The sequence below is a fragment of the Flavobacterium sp. UMI-01 genome (assembly GCF_019656315.1).
Lineage (GTDB): Bacteria > Bacteroidota > Bacteroidia > Flavobacteriales > Flavobacteriaceae > Flavobacterium.
This window is the reverse complement of the sequence record NZ_BPLU01000004.1, coordinates 21743-37048: the sequence shown is the minus strand read 5'-3', so window position 1 is coordinate 37048 and position 15306 is coordinate 21743. Positions and strand designations below refer to the sequence as shown.

General features: G+C 34.5%; 9 protein-coding genes. 4 read left to right on the top strand and 5 right to left on the bottom strand.

What is annotated here, in order from left to right:
• Nucleotides 1-126: 126 nt before the first annotated feature.
• Entirely contained in the window at nucleotides 127-2037 is a 1911-nt protein-coding gene (gene acs, locus K5R64_RS02330) for an acetate--CoA ligase (protein WP_220760458.1), read from the bottom strand.
• Between the two features lie 475 nt (nucleotides 2038-2512).
• Between acs and K5R64_RS02325 the strand changes: the two genes are divergently transcribed.
• Nucleotides 2513-2950 (top strand): Hsp20/alpha crystallin family protein, encoded by a 438-nt coding sequence (locus K5R64_RS02325; RefSeq protein ID WP_220760456.1) that lies wholly within the window; start codon nucleotides 2513-2515, stop codon nucleotides 2948-2950.
• Between the two features lie 125 nt (nucleotides 2951-3075).
• On the opposite strand, the gene K5R64_RS02320 is transcribed toward K5R64_RS02325, so the two are convergent.
• The 4 genes from K5R64_RS02320 to K5R64_RS02305 form a co-directional block, all read right to left on the bottom strand.
• Nucleotides 3076-4512 carry a TolC family protein gene (locus tag K5R64_RS02320; RefSeq protein ID WP_220760454.1) on the bottom strand — a complete coding sequence of 479 codons (1437 nt, stop codon included), beginning with the start codon at nucleotides 4510-4512 and terminating at the stop codon, nucleotides 3076-3078.
• Entirely contained in the window at nucleotides 4505-7708 is a 3204-nt protein-coding gene (locus K5R64_RS02315) for an efflux RND transporter permease subunit (RefSeq protein WP_220760452.1), read from the bottom strand. Before K5R64_RS02315 ends, K5R64_RS02320 begins: the two co-directional genes overlap by 8 nt.
• Nucleotides 7709-7733: 25 nt before the next feature.
• The gene (locus K5R64_RS02310) at nucleotides 7734-8816 is read right to left on the bottom strand and encodes an efflux RND transporter periplasmic adaptor subunit (protein ID WP_220760450.1); all 1083 of its coding nucleotides are present in this window, start codon (nucleotides 8814-8816) and stop codon (nucleotides 7734-7736) included.
• 156 nt (nucleotides 8817-8972) lie between these two features.
• On the bottom strand, nucleotides 8973-9401 hold the full coding sequence (locus K5R64_RS02305; RefSeq protein ID WP_220760449.1) for a hypothetical protein: 429 nt from the start codon (nucleotides 9399-9401) through the stop codon (nucleotides 8973-8975).
• 317 nt (nucleotides 9402-9718) lie between these two features.
• Between K5R64_RS02305 and K5R64_RS17120 the strand changes: the two genes are divergently transcribed.
• The 3 genes from K5R64_RS17120 (at nucleotide 9719) to K5R64_RS02295 (ending at nucleotide 15237) form a co-directional block, all read left to right on the top strand.
• Nucleotides 9719-10999 carry a TonB-dependent siderophore receptor gene (locus K5R64_RS17120; protein ID WP_255580274.1) on the top strand — a complete coding sequence of 427 codons (1281 nt, stop codon included), beginning with the start codon at nucleotides 9719-9721 and terminating at the stop codon, nucleotides 10997-10999.
• A complete protein-coding gene (locus K5R64_RS17115; protein ID WP_255580273.1) occupies nucleotides 10968-12047 on the top strand; it encodes a TonB-dependent siderophore receptor in 1080 nt (359 codons plus the stop codon). The genes K5R64_RS17120 and K5R64_RS17115 overlap by 32 nt, the downstream gene beginning before the upstream one ends.
• A 463-nt stretch (nucleotides 12048-12510) precedes the next feature.
• Nucleotides 12511-15237, top strand: coding sequence for an outer membrane beta-barrel protein (locus tag K5R64_RS02295; protein ID WP_255580272.1), 2727 nt, complete (start codon nucleotides 12511-12513; stop codon nucleotides 15235-15237).
• Nucleotides 15238-15306: the final 69 nt, after the last annotated feature.

Here is a 15306-nt window from a genome sequence, read left to right as displayed (position 1 = left end):
ATTTTTGACTTTTTCAGCAGAAAGAAAAATCAAACTAAAAAACCTGAAAATAAAAAAGCCAACTCAAATTGTGTTTTGAGACGGCTTCTTTTTTATGGAGTTCAAATTATCAAATATAGTTTAAACCTATTCTACTCTTCCTTCCTTAATTTCCTCTACGATTTCAGGGTTCAAAAGTGTTGTGATATCTCCAAAATTAGAATAATCACCTTCGGCAATTTTTCTTAAAATACGACGCATAATTTTTCCAGAACGCGTTTTGGGTAACCCAGAAACATATTGAATTTTATCTAGCTTAGCAATAGGCCCAATATGTCCCGAAATATGATTATTGATTTCAATAAATAAATTCTCTTTGTTTCTCAACTCTCCTGTTTCTTTCAAGATTACAAAACCATACAAGGCGTTTCCTTTCACATCATGTGGAATTCCAACTATAGCACTTTCGGCTACTGCGGGATGTTCGTTAATAGCATCTTCAATTGGAGCTGTCCCTAAGTTATGACCTGATACAATTACCACATCATCCACACGTCCTGTAATTCTGTAATAACCTACCTCATCACGTAAGGCTCCGTCTCCTGAAAAATACTTCCCTGGAAATTGAGAAAAATAAGTTTCTTTATAGCGTTCATGGTCTCCCCAAATAGTACGAGCAATTCCTGGCCACGGGAACTTGATACACAAACTCCCCACTTGTTGATTTGATTCAATTTCATTGCGTTTTTCATCCATCAATACGGGCTGAATTCCAGGTAAAGGCAAAGTAGCATACGTAGGTTTAGTAGGAGTTACGAAAGCTATAGGCGATATCATAATTCCACCTGTTTCCGTTTGCCACCATGTGTCAACCACAGGACATCTCTTAGCTCCCACATGGTCATTGTACCAGTGCCAAGCTTCTTCGTTGATAGGTTCTCCTACAGACCCAATCACTTTAAGAGATTTGAAGGGATACTTTAATACATAATCCAAGCTTTCTTTGGCTAAAGCACGAATAGCCGTAGGTGCAGTATAAAATTGAGTTACACGATGTTTTTCGATTACTTCCCAAAAACGGCTAAAATCAGGATAAGAAGGCACACCTTCAAAAATCACTGTTGTAGCTCCGTTTAACAAAGGACCATATAAAATGTAAGAATGACCCGTTATCCAACCGATATCGGCAGTACACCAAAAAATATCATTCTCTTCATAATTAAATACATTCTTAAAAGTATAGGCACTATATACCATATAGCCAGCAGTTGTATGAACCATCCCTTTAGGTTTCCCAGTTGAACCTGAGGTGTAAAGAATAAATAAAGGATCTTCGGCATCCATAATTTCGGCCACACTATTATCTGAAGCTTCATCCAATAGCGGTTTAAGCCAGATATCTCTACCTTCTTTCATTTTTATAATAGAATTGGTTCTTTTGACAACCAAAACTTTATCTACTTCTTTACATTTTTCCAAAGCTTCGTCCACAATAGGCTTTAATTCAATGGTGCGATTCCCTCTAAAACCACCATCAGCGGTAATAACCATTTTGCATCCACTATCATTTACCCTACTAGCAACTGCTGATGCTGAAAACCCTGCAAAAATAACCGAATGAATCGCTCCAATACGTGCACAAGCCAAAACTGAAATGGCCAATTCTGGAATCATCGGTAAATAAATACAAACTCTATCCCCTTTTTTTACACCTTGGTCACGTAATACATTAGCCATTTTACACACTTTTTGATGCAATTCATTATAGCTAATATGTTGTGCTTCCTCATCAGGATTGTTAGGTTCAAAAATTATAGCTGTTTTTTCCCCTCTTTTATTTAAATGTCTATCAATACAATTCTTAACAATATTTACCTTGGCACCTGAAAACCATTCTATTTCAGCTTCAGCCATATTAAACTCCACCACTTTATCCCACTGTTGGTACCAAGTAAAATTCTCTTCGGCAATTTTTCCCCAAAATTTTCTTGGTTCACGCACCGATTTATTATAATGTTTAAAGTATTGTTCTAAATTATCAATTTTATAGTAACTCATCTGTTCAAATTTTGGATAAATATATTAAAACTCTATCAATTCTTAAAAAACAATTCTCAAACACTCAAAAATCGTTTAAAATCAAGGTTTGTAAAACTAATATTTTTTTTCATCAATTGCTAGTTTCGCTAAAAAAACAACTGCTAAAATACATGCATTTTTAATCCCTAATTTCATCCTGTAACATTATTTCATAATTGGTATAAAAACATTTATTATCATCATAAACCTCAATTTATTTCATCATAACACGATTTTTTCCAGAAAATAAAAATAAAAAAACGAGACTATTAGCTATTTTTTTTGACAATTATATAACCCAAGGACTACTTTGTTTTTTACTTCAATAAAACTGTAAAAAAGTCATTTTAAACCCTTTAAAAATGTCGGTTTGTCATTCTTTTGGGGTTTGGTATTTTTTTTGACTATTTTATTAGTGTAAAAAATTATTGTTTAACTTTTAAATTAAATTGTTATGGCACTAGTTAGATACCAAAACCAATTTCCAAGTTTTTTTGAGAGATTCTTTACCAATGAACTTGAAGGCTGGAACCGAAATCATTTTTCAAACACTAACACCACTTTACCCTCTGTTAACATCCGAGAAAACGCTGATGCTTTCTATGTTGAAGTGGCCGCTCCAGGATTTGAAAAATCTGAATTCAAAATTGAGATTAATAATGATGTATTAACTATTTCTTCTGAGAAAAAAATTAATGAAGAAATCAAAGAAGATGAAAAAATCACCAAACATGAATTCAGTTACCAATCGTTTACACGTTCTTTTACACTTCCTGAGTTAGTTGAAGATGATAAAATAACAGCACAATATGAAAATGGTATTTTATCCATTGTAATTCCTAAAAAGGAAGAAGCAAAACCCAAACCAGCTAAACAAATCGAAATACAATAATCAATTTGTTTACAAATAAAAGGGTTAATAATCTCTACAACCTCTTTATAGAGTTAAAAAATCTCCAGCTTTGAAAAACTGGAGATTTTTACTTTTAGAAGGTTTGTACAAAAATTGGGTGCCCCTCAATTCCATCCACCTCCCAGCGCTCTGTAAACACCAACAAACGCATTCATTTGTTGTTTTTTTGTTTCGATAAGCTCAAACTTGGATTCTAAAGCCTCACGTTGTGTCAATAAAACTTCCATATAATCCGCTCGGGCAGATTTAAATAACTCGTTTGAAATTCCTACTGATTGATTCAACGCTTGAACTTCTTGTACTTTCAGTTCAAAACTTTGCTGCATGTTTTTAATTTTAGCCAATTGATTAGCCACTTCAACATAAGCATTTACTAATGTTCTTTCATAATTATACACCGCTTGAATTTGCTTCGCATTGGCAGTAATGTAAGAGGCCTTAATAGCGTTTCTATTAATCAATGGCGCTACAAGATCACCCGCAAAAGAATAGATAAGAGATTCAGGGGTATCAAGAAGATACTTCGCATTAAAAGCCTGATAACCGATACCCGCACTAATCCCTAAAGATGGATAAAAACGAGCTTTGGCTACTTTTATATCTAAATTTGATGCGACTAATTCCATTTCTGCTTTTTTGATATCCGGTCGGTTATCAAGCAATTGTGATGGAATACCAGCATTAACTTTGAGAGGTGTAAAATTCTCAAAAGAAAGATGATCTCTACGAATTGGCTGTGGAAAACGACCTACTAAGAAGTTGATCTTATTTTCAGTTTCAGTGATTTGTTGCTGAATGGAAAATTGCAAACTACGGGTATTGAGCAACTGCGCTTCAAAACGACGTACCGCTAATTCGGTTACACGGGTGGCTTCTTTTTGAATTTTCACCACTTGCAAAGCATTCGTTTGAATTTCGATATTTTGTTTAACAATATCCAATTGATTGTCTAACGCCAATAGTTCATAATACGAATTAGCAATTTCAGCTATTAAGTTTGTTTGCACAAAATTTCGCCCTTCCACACTTGCTAAATACCGACTTACTGCCGCTTTTTTAGCATTATGAAATTTCCCCCAAATGTCAACTTCCCAAGAAGCAAAAGCGCCAATCTTGTAATCTTGTAAAGGTTCAGGTGTTTCCTTTCCAGGCATAATTTCGGTGGTGGCTTCACTGGCTCCTATATTCGTATAACGGCCTACTTTGTCCACTCCAGCACCCGCATTTACACCAACAAAAGGCAAGTACTCCCCTTTTCTCGCTCTAATTTCGCTTTGAGCAATCACCATTTCTTGTAAAGTTATATTCAACTCTTGATTGTTTTTCAAAGCGCTATCTACGAGTTCGTTCAAGTATTGATCTGCAAAATAACTTCTCCATTGCGTTTTGGCACTGTTTAAAGTATCCTTCGTAGCATTCGTATAAAGTTCGGGAACCGTTTTGTTTTCCGTCTTTTGTACCACAGAAGGTATTTTACATCCTGCCAAACTTAGCAATACGCAAGTTAAACCTGCGTATTTCATATTATTTAATTTATTCATTTTCATCGTTTTCTTCTGTTGTTGAAAAATCATCTATATGATGCACAAATCCTTCGGTTAAAGAGCTATCCTCTTCGCCTTTAATTAATTTTCTACCGTCTGCTAAGGAACCAAAAAAGTAATACAAGCCCGGAACTATAATTACTCCGAAAACCGTTCCAAATAACATCCCTCCTAGTGCAGCTGAACCTAAAGTTCTGTTTCCTATGGCTCCTGCACCAGTAGCAAGCATCAACGGAATCAATCCTGCAATAAAGGCAAATGAAGTCATCAAGATAGGTCGGAAACGTACTTTGGCCCCTTCGATAGCAGCATTTAAAATAGACATGCCTTCATGGTGTTTCTGTACGGCAAATTCCACTATCAGTACGGCATTTTTACCCAGTAATCCTACCAGCATGATGAGACCAATTTGAGCGTAAATATCATTTTGTAATCCCATCATTTTAAGTAAAACAAAAGAACCAAAAATACCCACAGGTAAGGATAACACTACTGCCAAAGGAATGATGAAACTTTCATATTGTGCTGATAACACAAAATAAACGAAAGCCAAAACAATCATAAAAATATACAGGGACTCATTTCCTCTACTTGCTTCGTCAAAAGACAGCCCTTCCCAAGCGATATCATATCCTTTTGGCAGAGTTTCAGCAGCAACTTCTTTGACAGCTTGAATTGCATCAGCTGTAGTATATCCTTTGGCTGGAAGTCCTTGAATGGCAGCCGAATTGTACATATTGTAACGCGTAATCTCATTAGGTCCTTGTGTCTTTTTAAGTTTCATAAAAGCGGAGTACGGCACCATCTCATCACGGTCATTCTTGATATACAAATTCAATATATCCGAAGGCAATCTTCTAAATTTTGGGTCAGACTGCACATACACCTTAAAGAAACGTTCAAACTTAATAAATCCTTGCTCGTACGTACTACCAATCAAGATGTCTAGGTTTTCCATGGCTTTACCAATAGAAACCCCTTTTTGCATGGCCAATTCATTATCAACTTCTAATTCGTATTGAGGATAATTGGCTGCAAAAAAAGTAAATAAGCCTGTTAACTCTTTACGCTTACCCAAATTCTCCATGAATTGCTTGTTGATTTTATCAAAATCTTTGTAATCTACAGTAGTGCTCTTGTCTAACAAACGCATAGAAAAACCACCTGATGAACCAAAACCTGGAATGGCTGGCGGTTCAAAAAACTCGATTTTAGCTCCTAAATCTTTTGATTTTTCTTCTAATTCCTCCATGATTTCGGTTACTTTATGTTCTCTTTCAGACCATGGTTTTAGGTTAATCAAACAAGTACCTGCATTAGATCCCCTACCCTCAGTCATGATTTCGTAACCGGCTAGTGAAGAAACCGATTCCACTCCATCTACTTCTTCACAAACTTTTTGAAGGCGTTGGGAAACCTGATTTGTCGTTTCTAATGTAGAACCAGGAGGGGTTTGAATAATAGCATAAATTGTTCCTTGGTCTTCACTAGGAATAAAGCCTGAAGGGAGGCTATTATTTACAAAGAAAGTTCCCAAACAAAAAGCTATTAATATAGCAAAAGTCAATACCCTTCTACTGACGATTGAAGTAAGCAATCTAACATACTTTCCTGTCATTTTATCAAAAGCACGGTTGAAGCTATCCAAACTCTTAGTCAGTAGATTCTTTTTAGTTTCTTTTCCGTGATGATTTTTAAGCAACATCGCACACAAAACCGGCGTTAATGTCAAAGCAATAACTGCCGAAATAACAATAGAACTGGCCATTGTTATCGAAAACTGACGGTAAAAAGTTCCAACTGGTCCTGTCATAAATGAAATAGGAACAAACACTGACACCATTACAGCCGTAATCGCAATAACAGCACCACTGATTTCACCTAATACTTTCTTAACCGCCATATAAGGTGTTATATGAGGGAACTCTTCAAACTTGGCATGAACGGCCTCGACTACGACAATGGCGTCATCTACCACAATACCAATGGCCAATACTAAGGCAAACAGGGTTACTAAGTTGATGGTAATTCCAAAAAATTGAATAACAAAAAAGGCCCCAATTAAAGAAACAGGTACCGCCAAAATAGGAATCAAAGTAGAACGCCAATCGCCAAGGAAAATAAATACTACGAGAGCAACAAGAATGAAAGCATCTCTAAGAGTATCAATCACTTGCTCCATCGATGCGTCCAAAAACTTAGATACATCGTAACTGATTTTATAATCCAAGCCAGGAGGGAAAGTTTCCTTCATTTCTTCCAGCTTTTCTTTTACTTTCTCAATTACTTCATTGGCATTACTTCCGTAATTTTGTTTCAATACAATAGATGCCGATGGATGTCCGTCAAGATTAGAATAAATATCAAAAAACTCACTTCCTAACTCGGCTCTACCAATATCTTTCAAACGGATACTTTCCCCATTTGCATTGGCTCTGATGATTACATTATCGTATTCCGCTGGTTCGCTAAACCTCCCTTTATACGTCAAAACATACTCCAATGATTGGGCTTGAATTCCAGAACTTTGACCTATACGCCCGGGACGACCAACAATACTTTGCTCTCCCAGCGCTTTCATCACTTCATCTGTCGAAACGTTATACGCTCGCATGCGGTCGGGATTTAACCAAATACGCATAGCATACGTTCTACTACCGAGTATTTGTGAACGAGCGACACCTTTAATCCTATTAATTTCAGGAAGCATTTTTACATTGGCATAATTGTAAAGGAATTTTTCATCCATATTTTTATCCTTCGCATATAAATTGACATACATCAACATACTGGGCTGGATAGGTGTAATAACGACCCCTTCACGTTGCACCAATTCGGGTAGCAAAGGCATCACTTGATCCACTCTGGTTTTTACTCTAATAACCGCTTGATTAGGGTCGGTACCTGGTTCAAAAATAATTCGCAGTGTTGCTTCACCGGCACTAGTGGCATCAGTAGCCATATAACGCATATCCTGAACCCCATTGATAGCATTTTCTAGTGTAATCAAAGTTGATTTTACTAATACATCCGCACTTGCTCCGGGATAGGCAATAAAAATATTAACGGTTGTAGGAGCAATATCTGGAAATTGCGAGGTAGGCAATTTCAAAATGGACAAGATTCCCATAAATACAATAACAATCGAAATCACTATTGCAAATACAGGTCTTTGTATAAATTTACTAAACATGTTTTTGTCTTTTTAAGTTATTCGATTATTCTGCGTAGAGTTCTAAATGAGATAAAACTGATGTGGGTTGTTCTAATTTAAAGTCAATTTTTTCATTCTCTTTGACCAATCGAATGCCTTCTAAAAGGATTTTATCCTTCAAAGACAAACCTGCTTTCACAATGAAAAGATGAGGCAATTCAGCTGCAATTTCAATTTCTCTTGATTTCACCTTATTGTTTTTGTCGATGACATAAACATATTTCTTTTCAAGTACTTCAAAAGTGGCTTTTTGAGGAATAATCATCGCATTTTTATACGGCAATCTCATTTCGATATTACCTGTTTCACCGTGTCTTAGTAATCGTTTGGGATTAGGAAAAGTGGCTCTAAATGGGATATTTCCCGTTTCATTATTAAAATTGGCTTCAATAGTCTCAACTACCCCTTGGTAATCAAACAATTCATTATTAGCCATTAATAAACTGACTTTAGTCTTGTTATCCTTTTGCCCCTTAGTTGCATAATCAAGATACTCTGCTTCAGGTACGTTATAATATACCCACATCGAACTGTTATCTGAAAGTTCCGTTAGCAAATCTCCTTCGTCTACAAGACTTCCTAAACGCACATGAAATCGGTCGATAATACCATCAAAGGGCGCTCTAATTTCGGTAAAATTCAAATGCACTTGATTCAATGACATTTCAGCTTTGGCTTTATCCAATTTGGCTTTTGCCATAGCCAATTCGTTTTTAGAAACGACATTTCCGTCGGAAAGTTTTTTGGTGTTCTGATATTCAATTTCGGCAAAATTGGCCTCGGCCTTTGATTTAGCTAACTCCGCTTGATAGATATTAGGCATGATTTTGAACAACAACTGTCCTTTTTTCACGGCCTGACCTTCGTCAACATAAATTTGTTGTAAATATCCTTTTTCTAAAGCTCTCAATTCGATATGACGTATGGAACTTATTTGACAAACATATTCTTTAGTAACCGCAGTGTCTTTTATAATGGGGTTTGTAACTAAAAATTTGGTTTCTTCTTTCTTTTCTTCTTTTTTGTTATTGCAACTAATTAGTCCCAACAAAGCACACAGGCTTACGAGCATGGAAATTCTCTTCATAATAAGATAGCTTATTAAAGTATTCGTTTTTGTAAAATTTTTTATAAAAAAAGCACTACATAGGAACAACTCCTAAATATTTGTATAGGAGAATTGGGCTTTACGCAAAATAGTGCTGGGCAAAATACTATTTGCCTAGGGAAAAAGAATTAAAAATCAAATTCGGAATACTTGAAAAAAAACATACCTTTTATAAGAGATAAGGTCGTTAAAAACGGTTTTATAAACTGCTTTTTTCTTGATAGTACATGAGCCTGTACTGCTGGTAATTGTTTGATAATACGAACTAAAATCTTTTTTCGTAATGAGTTCTTTTCTCGATGAAAGTTGTTCATCTTCCTCTACCTCATTATCTGTAGCTCGCAGTTTAAAAGAATATGAATTTTGAAAAGGTTGCGCTAAGTGACAGGTTGCATAAGTTCCTTCAATTGATTTTTCGAAACAAGTATTACTTTTGGCATGAATAATAAGTACAGAAAAAGAATGCTCATTGCTACTGGTATTAGAAGCAAATAAAGGGTGGTAACCACAACACAGAAGGATACCAAAAAATAGAAAAATCCTAAATTTTAAGTTCTTTTTCATGTCGGCGAATTTAAACAAACTTCATCAAGCGTTCAAACTTGTCACTGTTAAATATTGTTAAAGGGAAAGCTTATTCCATTTTATTCATTTTTGTAGTACTAAAAAAACGAAAACATCAAGTTTTTCCCTTTAATTTTCCCTGATGTAGTATCCACAACTTAACTAATCTTCATTTTTTATTTGAGATAAAAAATTACAAACCAATAGTTTAACAAAATATTTAAATTTATTTTTATTTATTCTAAATAAAAACTTAAAACTTATGTTTTTATTTTTATTTTTGCATCGTTATTTTAAATCAATCTAAATAAAGATAAATGAAAACAAAAACATTATTAATCATCGGTACACTATTAAGCCTTCATGTACAAGCCCAGGAAGTGGCTCTGAATACCAAAAAAAGTCCCCTAGTTCATGAATTTTATAAAGATTATGATACGATTAAAAATAAAAAAGGTGAAATTTTGCGTGAGGTCACTATTACAGGAAACAAACAACCCAAACCTGTTTCAGCGTTACGTTCAGGTTTAAAACCAATGGACACACCTCAAAGTATTCAGGTGATTGGTGCTGAAATTATAGAGCAACAACAATCCATACGTTTAAGTGATGTTTTAAAAAATGCCAATGGTGTTTATGTAGGTTCAGCACGTGGAGGCGCTCAGGAATCTTTTTGGTCAAGAGGATATGACATGACTTCCAATAATATGTTCAAAAATGGTTTTAGATATAATGGAGGCTCAATTCCAGAAATCTCAGGTTTAGAAAAAGTAGAGTTTTTAAAAGGGGGTTCCGCTTTATTGTATGGTAATGTTGCTCCAGGAGGAATATTAAATTTGGTTACAAAAACACCAAAGTTCATCAAAGGTGGCGAAATAGCCATGCAAGCAGGTAGTTTTGCCTATTACAAACCCTCTATTGATTTTTATGGGCCTTTGAATAAATCTATTGCTTATCGATTCAATGCTTCTTACGAAAACTCCGAGAGCTTTAGAGATTACGTAAAAAACGAACGCTTCTATGTGAATCCCTCTTTCTTATTTTTAATTTCTAGCAAAACTCAAATTACACTGCAAGGAGATTACCTAGATGCTGATTGGACTCCAGATTTTGGAACAGGTATCATTGGGAAAACCATCTTGGATTTACCAAGGAATCAATTTTATGGGGCGTTATGGTCCACAGGTAATACCAAATCAGCCAGTGCATCCGTTATGGTAAATCATGATTTTAATAAAAATTGGAAATTAAACTTCAACACTTCCTTTCAATCCTATCGTAGAGTGCAGCAATCAACGGCTCAAATGTCAAACTTACATACATATCCTAATCCGGGAGATTGGAAACGAGGCTTAACGCAAGCAGATGCTGCCGAAAAAATTTTTGGTGATCAATTAAGTATTCAAGGAACATTTTATACAGGAAAAATCAAGCACCAACTATTTACAGGAACAGATTACGAATTATCACTAGCTCCTAGTTATACATTTGGATTTTTCAATCCTGCATCGCCAGGAACATTAGTAACACAAGAAACCACAGCTATCAATTTATTCAATTATGATTATGCTACACAAAGTACCACTGTTCCTTATTAGCAGTCGTATTACAAAATTGACAACTGCTAATACCCACCGTTTTGGGGCTTTTGCACAAGATTTAATCTCTTTAAACAATTATATTAAAGTTTTAGCTGGCATCCGTTGGTCATGGCAAGAAGCTGAGACAACAAACAAACAAGAAGAAATACAAAAAATCAACAATGTAAATACCATAACAACTACATTTGAAAATGCTAATCCGGTTACTGGAGAAAAAGTATTAAACAGAGCTTATTCGCCTAAAGCAGGATTGGTAATTCAACCCAACAAAGAAACAACTTTCTTTGCCAGTTACTCCAACTCATTTACACCTAATACGGGAACAACAGTAGATTTCAAACCTTTGGATCCTTCAATTATTGATCAATATGAAGTAGGTGTCAAAAAAGATTTTTGGCATGGAATTTTGAGTACGAATGTGACTTTATATCAAATATCAAACAATAATTTAGCCCAAACAGTACTCTTTTTGGCGGATGGTGTTACTCCAAACGTAAACACCAATTTGAAAGAATTAGTGGGAGGCACAAAAGGAAAAGGAATTGAAATAGACATTACAGCGTCACCAATTGAAGGGCTTGATATTATTGCAGGATATAGCTTTAATGAAACTAAAATTTCTAAATCCTCTGGCGCTGCAAATAGTTTAGTTGTGGGGGATATTTTAGCAAGAACCCCAAAAAATACCGCTAATTTGAGTTTCTTTTATAAAGTTCCTACGGGAGCGTTAAAAGGATTGAGTTTTGGTGCCATGGCGTACTACATTGGTGATCGTACGGGTGGCTGGAATGACAGGTATGTATGGACAGAAGTCACCCCTTCCACTTCACCAAAAACCTATACTGTTACAATTGAAGACCGAGATATTCCATTAGAAGGCTATACTACAGCAGATGTTTCAGTGGGCTATGAATGGAAAAAGTTTTCGATTTTATGCAAACTTTCAAATATCACAAATGAGCTTAACTATACCGTTCACGAAAACTACAGTGTTAATCCAATAGCCCCACGTCAAGTGATGACATCGTTAAAATACAAATTTTAAACCTCATCGATTTCGTTATCAAAAAACATCCCAATGTTGTCACAAAACAGCATTGGGATTTTTTTTAAACAAACTATTCTACTATTCACATTAGACAATTTCTTCCAAACTAATTTTTGGTGTTACCCAATATTGTTGCTTACTTCCACCTATCAAACATCTATACAGCCTCGAAGCCTTTGCTATAAAACCTACATCAAATGGATTATTAGTAGTACTACAACAAGTCTTCAATAATCGCATTCATACAGATGTCCAAATAAGATCAATTATTTATAAACAGTTAATTCCCTAAAATGAGTGAAAGCACCGTAAGTTCACTCTTACTTTTACTTAACAACAAATAATATTATAAAATTACCTTACAAAACGCACTGTTTTATAGTAAATGACCTATAATTTACATTTGAGAAAGTTTGTTATCTCTACATTCGTGAACAACTAAAAAACTATACTTCATAAGATGATAAAAAAACAAACCCTTCTCTTTTTCCTATTACTTTGCTTCTACTCTTCATTGGCACAAAACAATATTACTCTCAATGGCAAAATTGTAAAAGGCAATTTAAATTCACCCATTGAATCAGCTACTATTTACATTATAAATCCAAAAGATTCAGCTGTCGTTGAATATACCATTTCAGATAAAAACGGATTGTTCAAATTACAAACCAAACCAAGTTCACAAAATCATATTCTAAAAATTTCCGCCGAAGGCTATCAAGAATATTCAAAAACTTGTGAGTCTTTAACTAAAAGTATCGACTTTGGCAATTTAGAACTAACGGAGTTAAATTCACTTAACGAAGTGGTTATTCAGACCACAGCTCCTCCGGTTCGAGTCAAAAAAGACACTTTAGAATTCAATGTATCCTCGTTTAAAACACGTCCAGATGCCAATGTAGAGACTTTACTGAAACAACTTCCAGGAGTAGAAATCGACGCCGACAAAAACATCACGATTAATGGAAAGCCCGTAACTCAATTATTGGTTAACGGAAAAACATTCTTTGGTGAAGATGGTAAAATTGCGATTCAAAATCTCCCTGCCGAAATTATCAAAAAAGTACAAGTCTCAGATAAAAAAACAAAAGAAGAAGAGTTTACCAAACAAACGGCTAGATCTAATGAATCTTCAATAAACTTGACCATTGAAAAAGACAAAAACAAAGGTTTTTTTGGGAAGTTTATGGGAGGCTATGGTACAGCTGATCGCTATGAAAGCAGTGCTATAATGAGTTATTTTAAGGACAAACGCAGGATTAGTTTTTTGGCTTCATCAAATAATATCAACGCCACTGGTTTTTCCATGGATGAAGTTTTTGATAATATGGGAAGCCGCCGAAATTACGGCTCTCGTGCGCCTGTCATTGGTAGAGGTAACGGAATCATCAAATCAAATTTAATTGGAATAAATTTTGCCGATGAATGGTTCAAGGGAAATAAAACGAATGGAAATTATTATTTTACTAATTCAGATTCAGAAAACAAAAATAAAACTACCGAACTATTAATTTTATCCGAAGGTTCACAATTGACAGAATCGACTTCAAAAACTCAGAAGGTATTCAATGGACATGACCTAGACCTCAACTTTGAATGGGATATAAATCCTATGACTAGAATCCAAATAATTCCGAAATTTAAAAAAGGAATAACCAAAACAACTATTGACCAGAGTAGTACAACAAAGGACGATTCCAATCAACTCATCAATACCCAAGATTATCATAATGAAATTGAAAACGACAACAATAGTTTTGATAATTACATTTCGTTATTTAAAAGATTAAAGAAAAAAGGACGCTATTTCACCACCGATTTTAAAAATGAAAATTCTAAAAACGAGACCAATTCATTAATTAAATCCGCTACCCTTTATTTACAAGGTAACAACAACGACGATATTCGGGATCAATCGGCACAATCGGCACAACAAAGAGATAAATATACAGCATCCATCAGATTTATTGAACCTATTACAGATTCCTTGAAAATCACTTTTAATGTTTCCTCCTATATTGAAAAAATAACAGACGATAAGAAAACGTATGATGCCGATACAAATACGGGAATTTATGACAATCTAAATGAATCAATGACCAATTTTATTGCATCTTCCAAATTTCAAATTAGGCCCTCATTAGGTATTCAAATCCAAAAAAAGAAGTATGATTTATATGCCGACGTAAATGCTTTTTTTATCAATGCTGATTTTCAGTCATTGTATTTAGGTACTAAAACCAACTGGAACAAAAACTTCATCGTTCCCGACGCTAATCTATTTTATGCCTATAAATTTTCGGATACTAAAAGGACACAATTCAACTACGAAAGTGGCTATGGTTTTCCTCGGGCGGATAATTTTTTAGCAGTTGTAAATCTTGAAAATCCATTAAATACAATTGTTGGAAATCCAGACTTAAGATTAAAAAAATACCATAATGGAACCCTGGGTTTTCAAAATTATGACTACAAAACACGTTCCGGTTTTTATATCTATACCAGATTTAATTATGTAGATATTAATATTGTTTCTTCATCTGATTTTGATCAAAGCGGAAAACGTTTTACAACTTATGAAAATGTATTTGGAACCTATGAAGCTCGTTTGGATATGAATTGGAATAAATCTATAAAAAAAGATGCACAAAAATTCAGTTTTGAGCTAAGGATGAATAATCAATTTAATGTAGATAAGTTTATCAATTCAAAATTGTATGTCGCTAAAACCATGCGTATTTCTCCTGAGCTACAATTAGGATTTGATTATGGAGAATTATTCAGTATTAAGCCCTCTTATCGTTTTGCAAAAGACAAAACCAAGTATGACAATACTTCTATAGGCTCTCGTTCAAATACCATGCATGCCTTTAATGTTGAAACCACTAATTATTGGTCTAAACATTTTGTATTCGGTAATGATTTTGGATATACTTATAACTCCAATTTATCTGGAGGATTCAAAAAAGGTTTTTACCTCTGGAACACCAGCCTATCTTATAAGTTTTACGAGGATAAATTAACTTTCAAAGTAAAAGTTTATGATATCCTTAATCAAAACCAAAGTACTTCTAGAACGATTACACCTACGGCTGTTTACGACACTGAAAACACGGTTTTAAAACGTTATGTAATGTTTTCTTTAATGTATAAATTCCAGGATTTTGCTGGAAAAAAAATGAACTAAAAAAAAGCTATCCCAATCTAAAGTGATAAAACGCAAAAATCCCGAAAATTTCGGGATTTTTTTTGTTTA

What these genes read in the sequence shown, in the direction of transcription:
- acs (WP_220760458.1), bottom strand. Translation starts at nt 2,037, where the DNA reads ATGAGTTACTATAAAATTGATAATTTAGAACAATACTTTAAACATTAT.
- K5R64_RS02325 (WP_220760456.1), top strand. Translation starts at nt 2,513, where the DNA reads ATGGCACTAGTTAGATACCAAAACCAATTTCCAAGTTTTTTTGAGAGA.
- K5R64_RS02320 (WP_220760454.1), bottom strand. Translation starts at nt 4,512, where the DNA reads ATGAATAAATTAAATAATATGAAATACGCAGGTTTAACTTGCGTATTG.
- K5R64_RS02315 (WP_220760452.1), bottom strand. Translation starts at nt 7,708, where the DNA reads ATGTTTAGTAAATTTATACAAAGACCTGTATTTGCAATAGTGATTTCG.
- K5R64_RS02310 (WP_220760450.1), bottom strand. Translation starts at nt 8,816, where the DNA reads ATGAAGAGAATTTCCATGCTCGTAAGCCTGTGTGCTTTGTTGGGACTA.
- K5R64_RS02305 (WP_220760449.1), bottom strand. Translation starts at nt 9,401, where the DNA reads ATGAAAAAGAACTTAAAATTTAGGATTTTTCTATTTTTTGGTATCCTT.
- K5R64_RS17120 (WP_255580274.1), top strand. Translation starts at nt 9,719, where the DNA reads ATGAAAACAAAAACATTATTAATCATCGGTACACTATTAAGCCTTCAT.
- K5R64_RS17115 (WP_255580273.1), top strand. Translation starts at nt 10,968, where the DNA reads ATGCTACACAAAGTACCACTGTTCCTTATTAGCAGTCGTATTACAAAA.
- K5R64_RS02295 (WP_255580272.1), top strand. Translation starts at nt 12,511, where the DNA reads ATGATAAAAAAACAAACCCTTCTCTTTTTCCTATTACTTTGCTTCTAC.